The 14199-nt window shown below is 45.0% G+C and carries 13 protein-coding genes; 10 read left to right on the top strand and 3 right to left on the bottom strand.

All coding sequences use genetic code 11. The features are described from left to right. Positions 1–209 precede the first annotated feature (209 nt). Together sppA and ansA are read left to right on the top strand one after the other, a co-directional pair. Complete coding sequence (gene sppA, locus QTO06_RS00555) at positions 210–2060, top strand: signal peptide peptidase SppA (RefSeq protein WP_331406499.1); 1851 nt, start codon at positions 210–212, stop codon at positions 2058–2060. Positions 2061–2173: 113 nt separating this feature from the next. Next, on the top strand, positions 2174–3187 hold the full coding sequence (ansA, locus tag QTO06_RS00550) for an asparaginase (RefSeq protein WP_005439732.1): 1014 nt from the start codon (positions 2174–2176) through the stop codon (positions 3185–3187). A gap of 78 nt (positions 3188–3265) precedes the next feature. Here the strand turns inward: ansA and QTO06_RS00545 are convergent, their stop codons facing one another. After that, the gene (locus QTO06_RS00545) at positions 3266–3550 is read right to left on the bottom strand and encodes a YeaC family protein (protein WP_009707311.1); all 285 of its coding nucleotides are present in this window, start codon (positions 3548–3550) and stop codon (positions 3266–3268) included. 101 nt (positions 3551–3651) lie between these two features. On the opposite strand from QTO06_RS00545, the gene QTO06_RS00540 reads away from it, so the two are divergent. Further along, entirely contained in the window at positions 3652–4473 is an 822-nt protein-coding gene (locus QTO06_RS00540; protein WP_331406498.1) for a DUF2989 domain-containing protein, read from the top strand. A 104-nt stretch (positions 4474–4577) separates the two neighbouring features. Here QTO06_RS00540 and msrB read toward each other — a convergent pair whose 3' ends face one another. Beyond that, on the bottom strand, positions 4578–4991 hold the full coding sequence (gene msrB / locus QTO06_RS00535; RefSeq protein ID WP_005439736.1) for a peptide-methionine (R)-S-oxide reductase MsrB: 414 nt from the start codon (positions 4989–4991) through the stop codon (positions 4578–4580). 334 nt (positions 4992–5325) lie between these two features. On the opposite strand from msrB, the gene gap reads away from it, so the two are divergent. The 3 genes from gap (at position 5326) to QTO06_RS00520 (ending at position 7846) form a co-directional block, all read left to right on the top strand. Then, positions 5326–6321 (top strand): type I glyceraldehyde-3-phosphate dehydrogenase, encoded by a 996-nt coding sequence (gene gap / locus QTO06_RS00530; RefSeq protein ID WP_228904598.1) that lies wholly within the window; start codon positions 5326–5328, stop codon positions 6319–6321. A 180-nt stretch (positions 6322–6501) separates the two neighbouring features. Beyond that, positions 6502–7386, top strand: a complete 885-nt coding sequence (locus QTO06_RS00525) for a D-hexose-6-phosphate mutarotase (RefSeq protein ID WP_331406496.1) — start codon at positions 6502–6504, stop codon at positions 7384–7386. A 112-nt stretch (positions 7387–7498) separates the two neighbouring features. Next, positions 7499–7846 (top strand): spore gernimation protein, encoded by a 348-nt coding sequence (locus QTO06_RS00520; protein ID WP_264403481.1) that lies wholly within the window; start codon positions 7499–7501, stop codon positions 7844–7846. A gap of 10 nt (positions 7847–7856) precedes the next feature. Here QTO06_RS00520 and QTO06_RS00515 read toward each other — a convergent pair whose 3' ends face one another. Then, positions 7857–8825, bottom strand: a complete 969-nt coding sequence (locus QTO06_RS00515) for a nucleoside hydrolase (protein WP_331406495.1) — start codon at positions 8823–8825, stop codon at positions 7857–7859. 364 nt (positions 8826–9189) lie between these two features. Here QTO06_RS00515 and QTO06_RS00510 point away from each other — a divergent pair, with 364 nt between their 5' ends. From QTO06_RS00510 to QTO06_RS00495, 4 genes are all read left to right on the top strand, one after another. Next, positions 9190–11226, top strand: coding sequence for a methyl-accepting chemotaxis protein (locus tag QTO06_RS00510; protein ID WP_331406494.1), 2037 nt, complete (start codon positions 9190–9192; stop codon positions 11224–11226). Between the two features lie 109 nt (positions 11227–11335). Next, positions 11336–12178, top strand: a complete 843-nt coding sequence (rlmA, locus tag QTO06_RS00505; RefSeq protein ID WP_061008726.1) for a 23S rRNA (guanine(745)-N(1))-methyltransferase — start codon at positions 11336–11338, stop codon at positions 12176–12178. Between the two features lie 84 nt (positions 12179–12262). After that, the gene (locus tag QTO06_RS00500) at positions 12263–13210 is read left to right on the top strand and encodes a ChaN family lipoprotein (protein ID WP_331406493.1); all 948 of its coding nucleotides are present in this window, start codon (positions 12263–12265) and stop codon (positions 13208–13210) included. Positions 13211–13670: 460 nt separating this feature from the next. Then, on the top strand, positions 13671–14030 hold the full coding sequence (locus tag QTO06_RS00495) for a hypothetical protein (protein WP_005439760.1): 360 nt from the start codon (positions 13671–13673) through the stop codon (positions 14028–14030). Positions 14031–14199 lie beyond the last annotated feature (169 nt).

Genomic DNA, 14199 nt, shown 5'->3' with positions numbered 1-14199 from the left:
TTATTGTTGTGGTCTGACCACAGTACGCCGCAAAAACCAAAAAATCAAACAAGTGTTTACAATTTTGCAACACGCGTCAATCTCACGTTAAACTATGCCAATTGTGAATGAGCGTGATAAGCTAAAAAAATTGTTATCTTTTGAGATCTTAGAGATAAGAACCCATACTTTGTAAGATTAGGGAAAGACTATCTCGTTATGGAGACAAGATGAAAAAACTCTTCAAATTTATTGGTCTGATATTCAAGGGGATATGGAAAGCCATCACCTTTGTCAGACTTGCGCTAGTGAACCTGATCTTTTTAGTGATGATTGCTGTCTTCTACTTTGCCTTTACCTACACTGGAGAAGGTCAACCTGTCATTGATAAAGAATCGGCGTTGGTTATGAACTTATCGGGACCGATCGTTGAGCAACGTCGTTACGTTAACCCAATGGATTCCATTGCTGGTTCGGTTTTAGGTAACGAAATTCCGAAAGAAAACGTGTTATTCGACATTGTCGATACCATCCGATACGCAAAAGACGACCCTAAAGTCTCGGGCCTTGTCCTTGCTCTGCGTGATATGCCAGAAACTAACCTAACTAAGCTTCGTTACATTGCAAAAGCACTGAACGAGTTTAAAGCATCAGGCAAACCAGTATACGCGGTGGGTGATTTCTATAATCAAAGCCAATACTACCTTGCAAGTTACGCTGATAAAGTTTTTCTAGCACCCGATGGTGGCGTATTGATTAAGGGTTATAGCTCTTACTCCATGTACTACAAAACCTTGTTAGAGAAACTCGATGTTTCAACGCACGTATTCCGAGTAGGTACTTACAAATCCGCGATTGAACCATTCATCCGCGATGACATGTCAGACGCAGCAAAAGAATCAGCGACTCGTTGGATCACACAACTATGGAGCGCATTTGTTGATGACGTCGCAACCAACCGCAAAATCGACGCCAAAGTATTAAATCCAACTATGGATGAATTGCTTGCAGAGATGAAGTCGGTTGATGGCGACATCGCTCAGCTGGCCGTAAAAATGGGCCTAGTCGACGAACTGGCTACTCGCCAAGACGTACGTAAGCTATTTGCGAAAGAGTTTGGTAGCGATGGTAAGGACAGCTACAACGCGATTGGTTACTACGACTACCTAGCGACCATGCGCCCTAATCTCACTCCTTCAGAAAACGACATTGCAGTGGTTGTCGCAAGCGGCACAATCATGGATGGTCAACAACCACGCGGCACTGTTGGCGGCGATACGGTTGCAAGTCTACTTCGTCAAGCGCGCAATGACGACAAAGTAAAAGCGGTTGTACTTCGTGTTGATAGCCCTGGTGGTAGCGCGTTTGCGTCTGAAGTCATTCGTAATGAAGTAGAAGCGCTGAAAGAAGCAGGTAAACCTGTCGTGGTTTCAATGTCGAGTCTTGCGGCGTCTGGTGGTTACTGGATCTCTATGAGTGCAGATAAGATCGTTGCTCAACCAACGACTCTAACTGGTTCAATTGGTATCTTCAGCGTTATCACGACGTTCGAGAAAGGTTTCAACAAACTTGGCATCAGCACAGATGGTGTTGGCACGTCTCCATTCTCTGGTGATGGCATCACGACAGGTCTTTCTACCGGCGCTTCTGAGGCGTTCCAGTTGGGTATTGAGCACGGCTACAAACGCTTTATTTCTCTGGTTGGTTCAAACCGAGATATGTCATTAGACGAAGTCGATAAAGTGGCACAAGGTCGTGTTTGGACAGGCCAAGATGCACTGTCGTTCGGTTTAGTCGACCAAATGGGTGACTTCGATGATGCTGTGAAACTGGCAGCAAAACTGGCTGAGGTAGAGAACTACGAAATCTACTGGGTTGAAGAACCACTTTCACCGACAGAGCAATTTGTTCAAGAGTTCATGAACCAAGTCAAAGTATCACTCGGTATTGACGCAACGAGCTTCTTACCTAAGAGCCTTCAGCCAGTCGCGCAACAGTTTGAACAAGACGCGAGCATGATGCAAAGCTTCAACGATCCAAAAGGTCAGTACGCCTTCTGTTTGAACTGCGAAGTGCAATAGCTTTCCCAGCTTAGCCAAAAAGGGGCATCTCTGTGCGAGATGCCCCTTTTTATTAGGTGTCATTTCGCTATAATCCCCGCCACTGTTCCCCCTACATGAAATAAAGTAGAACGATGACTAGAAAACACATCTACATCGCTTACACCGGTGGCACCATCGGTATGCAAAAATCGGATCACGGCTACGTGCCTGTGGCTGGCTTTATGGAAAAACAACTAGCCAGTATGCCCGAGTTCCACCGCCCAGAAATGCCGGAATACACCATTCATGAGTACGAGCCTCTGATCGACTCATCTGATATGACACCGGCAGACTGGCAGCAAATCGCAGATGACATCCGTGATAACTACGAGAAATACGATGGCTTTGTGATTCTGCATGGTACTGACACCATGGCATACACAGCTTCTGCTTTGTCTTTCATGTTGGAAAATCTAGGTAAGCCAGTAATCGTAACAGGCTCACAAATTCCTCTAGCAGAACTGCGCTCTGACGGCCAAGCAAACCTGCTGAATGCTCTGCATATTGCAGCAAACTACCCTATCAACGAAGTGACGTTGTTCTTCAACAACCAGTTGATGCGCGGTAACCGCAGCACTAAGTCTCATGCAGATGGTTTTAATGCCTTTACTTCACCAAACCTTCCACCACTATTGGAAGCGGGTATCAACATCCAAATCAGCAACAACATTGCTGTTGGTGAGCAACCAGAAGGTGAGTTCAAAGTACATAACATCACACCTCAACCTATCGGTGTGATCACCATGTATCCGGGCATTTCGCACGAGGTAATTCGCAATACACTTCGTCAGCCAGTTAACGCAATGATTCTACTGACGTTTGGCGTGGGTAATGCCCCTCAAAATCCTGAGCTACTTGGTCATCTAAAAGAAGCGTCTGAGCGTGGCGTTATCGTCGTGAACCTAACTCAGTGTTTGGCCGGTAAAGTTAACATGGGTGGTTACGCAACAGGCTGTGCTCTGGCAGATTCCGGCGTGATCAGCGGTTTTGATATGACACCAGAAGCGGCACTAGCAAAACTTCACTACCTTCTAAGCCAAGATTTGTCTTACGAAGAAATTAAGCAAAAGATGCAAGAAGTATTGCGTGGCGAAATGAGCCTGTAAACGGCTCTCTTCAACATCCGAATACGAAAAAGCCCAATTTACATAATTGGGCTTTTTGCTTTGAAAGAGGCGTGCTGTTTAGTTCAAGTTCGGGTTAACTCGAACGATGTCTTGCTCTTCTCCACTGAATTGTTTCTTCAATTCTTGCTTAGATTTAAAGCTGATTTCACCACCAGCGGCTACCGTCATGTGCTGCGCCTCGGTGTTATGTTTTGATTGATACAACATCACAGCTTGCATACATGAGTCTCGCTGCTCTTGGGAAAGTGGTGTACCCTCAGGCCATCTTCCTGTCTCTACTGCGTAAACCAATCGCTCATAGACTTCTGGAGTTATCGCATTTAATAATTGTTCTGCGTCCATAATGTACCTTCTTATTACATTCTATTTACAGAACATAACGGTATAGAAAGCAGAGTCAAGAGCTCGAAAATGAATTGGTGTAACGGATCACAAGCAAAACCATGAAACGAACATACTGGTTACTCGCAGGCCTTGCCAGCCTGACATTAACAGGTTGCTTCGAAGGCAACGTCACCACTGAAGAATTGTGCCAAAAGAACCCACAGCTTCGTTGTGAAAACTTAAATATGGACGATGGTCAATGTCGCATACCTCGTACCAATTTGGTTTGGCATCGCTTTGAGCTACTCAAAGATCCATCAGAAGCCAATCAAGTCATCGAATACGGGTTAGTTGCTGAGTATCGCAAATGTTTAGAACTCGCGTCACAGATCACTCCGATTGCTCAAAGCGCGCTAAAACGTAAAAGATTTGATGCCTTGGTACACAGCATTGATGAGCTGGATCGTATCGTCAATAACTTAAAAGGCTCTAGTGACCCAGCAACACTTTACTTCTTGTGGTCTCAAACGGGTGACGACCAAGCACGTCGTCAGTTTTTACAAATGGAAGGCAAACCAGAGCTCAATACCGCAGAAATGCAGTACGCACTCGCCACCTTCTATACCAACCGCGATCCACAAAAGACATTAACATTACTTCATAATTCGCTATCAATGTCGAACGAAGACAACTTAAAACCAGAAATTTTGAAGTCATTGGCCAGCATTAACCAAGGTCTAGGTAAGAAAGAGCAGGCTTACTTATGGGCCATGGTTGCAAAGCGCTACGATGTCCCGCTTGCTGACGAGCAACAATTGCAGCGCATGTTTAACTTTGCCGACCCAGAGAAATATGAACAATTAGATGATTTGGCTAAATCTATATCTAAGGCAATAGATAAAGGGAATTATTCACCAAGGATGATCCCTAGCGATTTATAAAATAAAAAAACTCCCGTTCGTGTCGGGAGTTTTTTATTTCTACAGTAACGGTTCAGTATTTTATTAATTGAAAGGATGAAACATTCTTTCTACCAAAACTGGCGTTATTGATCGGATTTGTTGAAAATTAACGACACTGAGTTGACACAAAAACGCTCACCCGTTGTTTGCGGTCCATCTTCAAAAACGTGACCTAAATGACTGTCACAAGTGGCACATCGAATCTCAGTTCGGACCATTCCGTGACTCAAATCCTTAAGATAACGCACCGCAGAATCGTTAATCGGGGCATCGAAACTCGGCCAACCACAGCCAGAGTCATACTTGTTATCGGAGATAAATAGAGGGGTGTTGCAACAGGTACAGGCATACACACCTGTCTCTTTATTATGAAGCAGTTTACCGGAGAACGGAGGCTCTGTGCCTTGCTCGCGACAGACGCGAAACTCTTCCTCAGAGAGCTGCTCGCGCCACTGTTCATCGGACTTCGTTACTTTTCTTCCGCTTTGTTCTACCAATTTCTGTTCCTTATTTCTTATTTTTGGCAATGACTTTTTTAGCAAAAAACTTGCTTCTCGTAACAGTTGTAGCACATACTTTCTCACCAGGACACCATGTGTAATTAATTTGATACGAGTTCTTATCTCGAAAGTTATATTACGCCAACTGGAATGTAGAATAACCAGTTAAAAGTTTAAAAAACGAGCATTTGCGAAGAATTGTTAAAAAAAGCGTCGCTTTTTTTTGACTTTAAACAAGTTAAGTCCGATTATCTGTTGCAGATGTTTACTGGATTTTGTAATTTTACTACCAGTTATCTTTAATCAGAAATTAAGTTGTGGAGCAACTATAATGACTATCAAAGTAGGTATTAACGGTTTTGGCCGTATCGGTCGTTTCGTATTCCGTGCAGCGCAAGAGCGCAACGACATCGAAGTTGTAGGTATTAACGACCTTATCGACGTAGATTACATGGCATACATGCTTAAGTACGACTCAACTCACGGCCGTTTCAACGGTACTGTTGAAGTTGAAGGCGGTAACCTAATCGTTAACGGTAAAACTGTACGTGTAACTGCAGAGCGCAACCCAGAAGACCTAAAATGGGACGCAATCGGTGTTGACGTAGTAGCTGAAGCAACTGGTCTTTTCCTAACTGACGAGACTGCACGTAAGCACATCACTGCTGGCGCGAAGAAAGTTGTTCTAACTGGTCCTTCAAAAGACGCTACTCCAATGTTCGTAATGGGCGTTAACCACGCTACTTACGCTGGTCAAGACATCGTTTCTAACGCTTCTTGTACTACTAACTGTCTAGCGCCTATCGCTAAAGTTCTTAACGACAAGTTCGGTATCGAATCTGGTCTTATGACTACAGTTCACGCTACTACAGCAACTCAAAAAACTGTAGACGGTCCTTCTGCTAAAGACTGGCGCGGTGGTCGTGGTGCTTCTCAAAACATCATCCCATCATCAACTGGTGCTGCTAAAGCTGTAGGCGTTGTTCTTCCTGAACTAAACGGCAAACTAACTGGTATGGCTTTCCGCGTACCAACAGCTAACGTTTCTGTAGTTGACCTAACAGTTAACCTAAAAGAAGGCGCATCTTACGAAGCTATCTGTGCAGCAATGAAAGAAGCTTCTGAAGGCGAACTAAAAGGCGTTCTAGGCTACACTGAAGACCAAGTTGTTTCTCAAGACTTCATCGGTGAAGTTCAAACTTCAGTATTCGATGCTAAAGCTGGTATCGCTCTAACTGATAACTTCGTTAAAGTTGTATCTTGGTACGACAACGAAATCGGTTACTCAAACAAAGTTCTAGACCTAATCGCTCACATCTCTAAGTAATTATTACTTAGCTGAAAAGCAATTAGCGAAGCTTGTGTTTGAAACATAAGATTTGAATAAAAGGCGGCTCTAGAGTCGCCTTTTTTGTATCTGGAATTTGAGAGAATGAAGACTCGACGTTGCACTCAATGTGCGAAGCGCGTCTAAAAAGCTCTCCCTCCCAGCGATAGGAAGCAACACATGGATTTAAAAACTCTCCCAGCTCTAACCGTTCTATCTGATAACGTCACTATCGTCGAAGTTGATCAGGTTAAAGTCGTTCGCGTTATTCATGAGAAAGCAACGGCAGGTATCGCACTACACGGTGGTCATGTCGTGTCGTTCACACCAGCAGGCCAAGAAGACCTAATCTGGATGAGCGAAAAAGCAATCTTTGATGGCAAAGCAGCACTTCGTGGTGGTATTCCTGTTTGTTGGCCTTGGTTTGGCCGCATCGCAGCACCAGCTCATGGTTTTGCGCGCACAGCAGAATGGGAATTGGTTGAACATCGTGAGAACGACAACGGCGTGATCGTCGAACTCGCTCTCTTCCCAACTGAAGAAACTCACGACATCTGGCCACATATGTTTGATGCTCGTCTTGTTGTTGAAATCAGCGACGAGCTAAAGGTGACATTGAAAGTCACCAACATTGATGATGCAGAGTGGACATTCTCAGGTGCACTACACACGTATCTAAACGTTGGTGATATCAAACAAGCACAAACAACAGGTATGGGACCTGAGTACATTGACAGCTTAAAAGAAGGTGAAATCGGCCAAGGCGGTGATGTCCTTCAACTAACTGATACAATTGACCGTGTTTACACTCAGCCAGAAGCGCAAATCTTGGTGAAAGACCCAGTGTTAGATCGCACGTTGAGCATTGAAAACCGAGGCCATAACTCAGCAGTGTTGTGGAACCCTTGGGCACAAGGCGCACAAGGCATGGGGGACATGGCAGACAACGGCTATGAAACCATGATGTGTGTTGAATCGACAGTGCATGCGCCAAGTATCGAGCAAGGCAAGACGTTACAGCCAGGTGAGACACATGAACTTATCACTGTGATTTCAGCGCAGTAATCCAGTTTAAAGGCCGGTTCATCCGGCCTTTTTTACATTTCCAAAGCACAACACAAGAATCACTCATGCCATACTAAGGCTAACCAAAACGAGTCGAGATAATGGTGTAACGATGAAATACCGCATTTATTCAATATCGCTTCTTACGGGCTTATTGTTTGGCTGTGCCAACACTGAGGTCTCGTTACAAGACGAAAAGAACGTCGCCGAATACAAGCAATTGTCTCCAACACGATATCAAGTCTATTGCCCCACCGGAATCTGCCGCTTCCAAGTTTCCGCAAACCAGAAAACAGCAATAAGCATTGAGATGTTCTATGCCGAAAATAAACCGTTCAAGAAGATTGAGGGGCTGACCTACGACAATCAAAATCAATATCCGACGTCGAATGTTTTTACTCTTCCCGTAAAATCAGACAACGAGAGAATATCTGTGCAAGTCATCGACTATTACAGATAACCCCACTCCGTTATCGCTTTGAATAACGAATAATCGATTCTCGATAAAGTGAAAGCAGTGTATCGCTTTTCACACCGATCCCAACGTTTTGCGCGGAGAAAGCGCTCCACTCATCGTTCATGTATTTGCGTTGATCCGTTTTCTGAATCGTCATCCCTTCGGCAGGTCCATCAGTCACTACTCGGACGGCACCACTGCGCAAAGTAAACAGCTCAGGATCAATGACATACGCAATCGCTGAAGGATCATGGACATGGCAACCATCCATTCCAACCTTCTCGGAGTAAAACTTCAAATAGTAGCGGCTCACATCCCAAATGAACTGCCCTACTTCTCCTGCATCCTCTCGCAGTTGGTCTAGGTATTGCCCCGTAAAGAAGCTCTCTTCCGTAACATCCAAACCGATGATGACGACTGGCCACGAAGCCGTGAATACCTTATCGGCGGCATGAGGGTCGTCATGAATGTTTGCTTCCGCAAATGGCGTAACATTGCCTCGATGATCGTTCTCACCAAAAGCGCCGCCCATTACAACCACTTCCTTAACCAAGTTAACGATTTCTGGGTCTGCTTCCAAAGCGAGCGCAAGGTTAGTTAAAGGGCCCACGGCCACCAAGGTGATTTCTCCCGGTTCTGCTCTAACTCTGTCGATGATAAACTGATAGGCAGGCGTATCAATGACACTTACATCCAGTGCGCTCGGCGCTTTCACATCACCAAAGCCAGCTTCACCGTGCACGACAACCGTTGCTCCAACCGGCGCTTTTACTAAAGGCTTATCTGCACCTTTCGCAACCAGCGCTTTCATACCAAACTTCTGTTTTAGGTAAAGGGCGTTTTGCGTCGCGTTGTCTATCGTCGCATTGCCATAAACAGTTGTAATGGCCATAAGGTCGATATCAGGATGGGCTTCAGCAAAAAGAATGGCCATCGCATCATCGATGCCAGGATCTGTGTCTAGGATGATTTTCTTTGTCATAACAGCTTCTATTAAACGCTTGGAAAGCCCCAACAATACCTATAAAAAACAAGGATAAACGTGACCAAAGCCGAAGGTATGAGCTTTCTTTTAATCACAGCTCCTCACCACTGCTTTAACCAAACAAATGAACCTTTCGCCCACTAGCATCCAATTCATTGGTAGCTCAACTTACTCAACCTTATTTTGTCATTTCATTTCTGCAATAAAATCACCCAGTCAGCGGTCATTTGTTATCTAAGCTATTGGTTGCTCTTATTTTTTGACAATTAACTTAATAAATATCAAAAAAACTCGTCATATAAATCGCCAGCATGCCGATACAACATTTATAACATCTATCAATAATCAGGAAAGACACTACATGCTAGACAAATATCGGAATCAAAGTGTCGGTTTCCAGCTCAAACTGGTCATCACACTGTGTCTGCTTATTGCATTTTCAAGCATTGCTGCGCTTGTTTATCAAAACGCTTCAAACGTACTTTTAGAAAACACGCTGAAAGAACATCAATCTAAAGTGGAATCGATGGCAAAAACCATTGCAGGCCAGTTCAATGCTTATCTGCACACTGCAGAAGTTTTGGAATCAACCTTCCGTAATGGTTATTTAGCGGGCGTCTATGTCGAGAGCTACAATGTTGACTTTCAAGGTCACCAAGTACCAAACATCACCCAATACAGTGAAAGCTTGATTGGTGACACTAAGTTAGTTGATAGCTTCACTCGTGACACTGGCGCTGTTGCGACCCTGTTTGCTCCAATGGGCAACGACTTCATTCGCGTCGCTACTTCACTAAAAGATCCTCAAGGTAAAAGAGCGCTTGGCACTACATTGGGGCTTAACCACCCGGGTTACCAAAAGCTTAAAAACGGCCAACCTTACTATGCGCAAATCAAACTTTATGGTGAGCGGTACATCACCTACTACGCACCTTTAAAAGACGCGAATGGTAAGGTCAACGGTATCTCATTCATTGGTTTACCTGTTGAGCGCGCGACCCAAGATCTATTCAGCTCACTACAAAGCGTAAAATGGGGTGACACTGGTTACACCATCATTCTGGATAACGAAAAAGACAACCAAGGTCATTACCTTCTTCACCCAAAACACGAAGAGAGCGATCCACCGATTCAAGAAGTGTCTGACTACAACGGCAACAAGCCTTTCTACCAACTTTTCGAACAGGACAGTGGCTTAATTCGCTACCCATTTGAATATCAAGGCACCGTGGGTGAAAAGTACCTCGTTTACACTCAAGTACCAGGTTGGAACTGGAAACTGTTAGGTGGCACTTTCATCAATGAAGTCACCAAAGGCAGCCAAGCTTTGCTTCAACTGATTGCAACGATTTCTCTCATTGTGGCAGCGGCCACTTTTGTGGTGCTTACGCTTGTCCTTAACCGAACGCTAAATCCACTCACCATTTTGAATGGTTACATGAACCGTTTGGCAAAAGGTGAAGTGAGTATCGATATTCCGGCTTCAGGCAAAGCATCGAAAAACGAAATCATTAACTTGAACAACGGCGTTGCCAATATGGCGGGACAGCTGAACGAGTTGGTTGGTCAAATTCGCTCGACTAGCGACCAAGTTGAAAGTAACTCGACCAGCGTTGTGGATGATGCAAACCGCAACCTGATGCAATCGGATCTTCAGCAAGAACAGGTAGAGCAAGTGGTAACTGCAATTGAAGAGATGGCTTCGTCTGCTCAATCTGTCGCTCAGCAAGTTGAGCAAATTGCCGAAAATGTTCGCTCTGCAAACACTGACAGCCAATCTGGGTTGGAAGTTGTTGAAGGCGTTTGTATTGATGTTGCACAGTTGAATGATCAGCTAGACCAATCTGCGGCAGCTATCGAGCAAGTGAACCGTGACAGCGAAAGCATCCAAACCGTGACGAAAATGATTGATGAGATCGCAGAGCAAACCAACCTACTGGCGCTTAACGCGGCTATTGAGGCAGCACGTGCAGGTGAACAAGGCCGTGGCTTTGCTGTAGTGGCAGACGAAGTGCGAACCCTTGCTCATCGTACTCAGACCTCCGTGAAAGATGTCGTAGAGATCATCGAGAAACTAAAAGGCTCCACCAGCAATGCCGTAAGCATGATGACCGAGAGCCAGCAAAACGCGAATAAGGTATTGGATAAAGCACAAGAAGCAGGCACAGCACTGGAAGCTATAGCAGGACAAGTTCAGTCTATTGCGTCTCAAGCCGATGCTATTGCTGCAACCTCAGAGGAACAAGCACAAGTTTCTCAAGAGATTGCCGCCAATGCTCATTCTATTAGCGAACTGAACCGCGAAAGCCGCGATACCAGCGCTAAAACATCGCAAAGCGCAACCGAGCTACAGCAGCAAGCGCAAAACTTGAAACAGCAAGTGGATTTCTTCCACTAACCCTCCAATAAAACCGATGAAAGAGCCGATAATTCGGCTCTTTTTTGTTTCGCTTGCAGCATCCCTTTTTGATAGAATTTGCCGCCCTACTTCCTGTCCAGAGATCGTCATGAACTATCAATGCCCTCTATGTCACCAACCTCTTGAGCTAACTGCAAAGACGTTTAAGTGTGAAAACAACCATCAGTTCGATTTAGCAAAAGAAGGCTACGTCAACTTGATGCCAGCGCACCACAAACGCTCAAAAGATCCAGGTGACAACAAAGAGATGATGCAAGCACGTCGTCGCTTTTTAGAAGGCAATCATTACGATCCGATGCGCCAAGAAGTGGCAAGCCTATGTGCCAAATACACCGAAGGCACAAGCCATCAATTGTTGGATATTGGTTGCGGCGAAGGCTACTACACTGACCAAGTTCAGCAGTCTCTGCATTCACAAAATGAAGAAGCGACGGTATATGGTCTAGATATTTCTAAAGTCGCCATTCGTTTCGCGTCTAAGCGCTACCCAAATTGTGATTTCAGCGTGGCATCAAGCCATCGCTTGCCGTTTGCAGAACAATCTCTAGACGCGATTTTGCGTATCTATGCTCCGTGTAAAGCAGAAGAGCTACAACGTGTGATTAAAGACAACGGCGTTGTTATCACAGTCACGCCAGCAGGCCGTCACTTGTACCAGTTCCGTGAACGTATCTACCAAGAAATACGCTTACACAACGAAGAGCCAGAGAACATTGAAGGGTTTGAACTTGAACATCAACAAAAGCTCAACTATACCATGGACTTAAAAGACGGCGTCGCATTCGACCTACTGCAAATGACACCATTCGCATGGAAAGCCAGCGACGAACTTCGCGAAGAGCTAAAGTCATCTACACTTTTCCAATGTGAGGCTGACTTTATGTTGCGTGTTTACCGTAAGAAATCGATTCAATCTGAGAATGAAGCATAAGGTGTAACGCTAATTATTCTTATTACCATTGATTCATTTATCAGCCTCCATTAATATCATTCGGACATTTTTGGAGGCTTTTTAATGCGCTTTTCTACACTAAGTCTGATTTTTGCAGGCTTGCTTACTGGCTGTGCTTCAAATGCACCGACCGCTCCCAACGCCGAAACTGACGACGTAACCAGTTTCTACGACTACCAGCTTCATGCCCCTTCCGGTGAAGCCATCTCAGTCAATCAGCTACCCCCTGCCCTACAACAAGCCGACGTAATTTTGATTGGTGAATGGCACACACACGCTGGTATCCACCGTTTTCAAACCGACATGCTAAAGCAGCTGTCTTCTGCTAGTCGCCCTCTTGCGCTTTCAATGGAGCAGGTCACACGCGACAAGCAAGCAATCTTAGATTCTTACCTAAACGGCGAAATTGGTGAGCAATACTTTATGAAGCAAAGTAATGCTTGGCCAAACTACGAAAGTGATTACCGCCCGCTGGTTGAGTTTGCCAAGCAAGCTGATATTCCTGTGATCGCGGCAAATGCGCCGAAAAATATTGTGCGTTGCATTGGCCGCCAAGGCATCGATTACTTAGATAAGCTCGACAGTGATGAGCGCAGTTTTGTCGCGGACGAAGTCAACACCGCAGACAGCCCATACAAAGAAAAGTTCATGGCATCCATGCACCATGGCAAGCCAGAGCAGACCGAAAAGCAGTACGCAGCTCAGGTTACATGGGATGAGACCATGGCAGAATCCATCGTCAAATACCTAGAGAAACACCCGGGAACTCAAGTAGTTCACGTCGCGGGCAAATTCCATACTGAAGGCGGTTTAGGGACAGCGGCTTCTATCTTGAATCGCAACCCAGATTTAAACGTTGTCGTCATTACCCCTACTGCTGATATCACCTCAGACGGTTCGGATTACCAACTAGAAGTCCTTGCGCCACCGGTACGTTACGTACAAGACGCAAACCGCATGGCGGCGTACAAGCACCTTGCTAAGCGCAATAGCGATCTTCAGTGTAAGTAATCAGAAAAATCTGACTACGCCTTTAGATAAATAGGTCTGCTTTTTGCTTTAGTTTCCGAATAGTGACAGGAAGCGGCAAAAACAGACCTATTTTCGTTCTGATTGATTCAAGAAATAACGTTTCCCGTCGATATAGATATAACTGCTTTTTATACCCAAGTAACCTCGAGATGCTAGGTTCAGCGAGAATGACTTGGTTTGTAGACGCGGCGGCGATTTAAAGGTTTGGTGGATCCAAATCAAGAATCGACAACAAAGTATACAAGCCAAGTCAACTCGCCCTTCGGGAGCGTGTCATTGACCCAATTTCTGCGTCAAACAACTTGGAAAGAGCCAGCTATTACGCTGCGTTGTTTTCCTTGACCTCGAATCAATGACAACGCTCTGAATCCTGCATCTTGAAGTCACTTGGGTATACCTGCACTCAATGAAGGAGTGTCGTTGTTCGAAGGGGTAACAGATGAATCCAGTAGGAAGCAATTCAGTTAATACATACGCCGCTCAACAAAACAAAGTTGAGCAAGCAAAAAAGGCAGATCAAACTACCGACGCAGCGCCACTAAAGGTTGAGCAAAACAAAGTGACGCTTTCTTCTGAAGGAAAAGCGCTGCTTGCCGCTCTACAGCAAATCGACCATGAGAGTAAAAAGGTCGAAGCGGAAAACAAAACCGTTGGCGATAAGGTTGAATCTTTTGCACATGGCGCTCTCGGTATGGACCATCCAGATACTATCGAAGAAGAGGAAGACGGCTCATACTCGGCAGGCCAATATCTTTCAGCTGCACTGACCGTTGGCGGCATTATTCTGGCTCTTGTTTAACCTCACCCGCGTTAAGCAAGAGTTTCTTTCGTTACGATAACCATCCTCATTTGAACGCGTTTTTTGCTCCAGTCCATAATGGTCGACGATTCATTATTGGACGATGGACTATGAAAAAGGCTTTTCAATCTTGCCCTTCTTCAACTCAATTTCTCCATTTTCCTATTAA

Source organism: Vibrio sp. M260121, from assembly GCF_036533715.1.
In the GTDB taxonomy this organism is placed as follows: Bacteria; Pseudomonadota; Gammaproteobacteria; order Enterobacterales; family Vibrionaceae; genus Vibrio.
The sequence above is the reverse complement of the archived record's forward strand: the minus strand, read 5'-3'. Positions and strand labels throughout refer to the sequence as shown.

Bases quoted from the DNA above. Each gene is read 5' to 3' on its own strand.
- sppA (WP_331406499.1), top strand. From the start codon at position 210: ATGAAAAAACTCTTCAAATTTATTGGTCTGATATTCAAGGGGATATGG.
- ansA (WP_005439732.1), top strand. From the start codon at position 2,174: ATGACTAGAAAACACATCTACATCGCTTACACCGGTGGCACCATCGGT.
- QTO06_RS00545 (WP_009707311.1), bottom strand. From the start codon at position 3,550: ATGGACGCAGAACAATTATTAAATGCGATAACTCCAGAAGTCTATGAG.
- QTO06_RS00540 (WP_331406498.1), top strand. From the start codon at position 3,652: ATGAAACGAACATACTGGTTACTCGCAGGCCTTGCCAGCCTGACATTA.
- gap (WP_228904598.1), top strand. From the start codon at position 5,326: ATGACTATCAAAGTAGGTATTAACGGTTTTGGCCGTATCGGTCGTTTC.
- QTO06_RS00525 (WP_331406496.1), top strand. From the start codon at position 6,502: ATGGATTTAAAAACTCTCCCAGCTCTAACCGTTCTATCTGATAACGTC.
- QTO06_RS00520 (WP_264403481.1), top strand. From the start codon at position 7,499: ATGAAATACCGCATTTATTCAATATCGCTTCTTACGGGCTTATTGTTT.
- QTO06_RS00515 (WP_331406495.1), bottom strand. From the start codon at position 8,825: ATGACAAAGAAAATCATCCTAGACACAGATCCTGGCATCGATGATGCG.
- QTO06_RS00510 (WP_331406494.1), top strand. From the start codon at position 9,190: ATGCTAGACAAATATCGGAATCAAAGTGTCGGTTTCCAGCTCAAACTG.
- rlmA (WP_061008726.1), top strand. From the start codon at position 11,336: ATGAACTATCAATGCCCTCTATGTCACCAACCTCTTGAGCTAACTGCA.
- QTO06_RS00500 (WP_331406493.1), top strand. From the start codon at position 12,263: ATGCGCTTTTCTACACTAAGTCTGATTTTTGCAGGCTTGCTTACTGGC.
- QTO06_RS00495 (WP_005439760.1), top strand. From the start codon at position 13,671: ATGAATCCAGTAGGAAGCAATTCAGTTAATACATACGCCGCTCAACAA.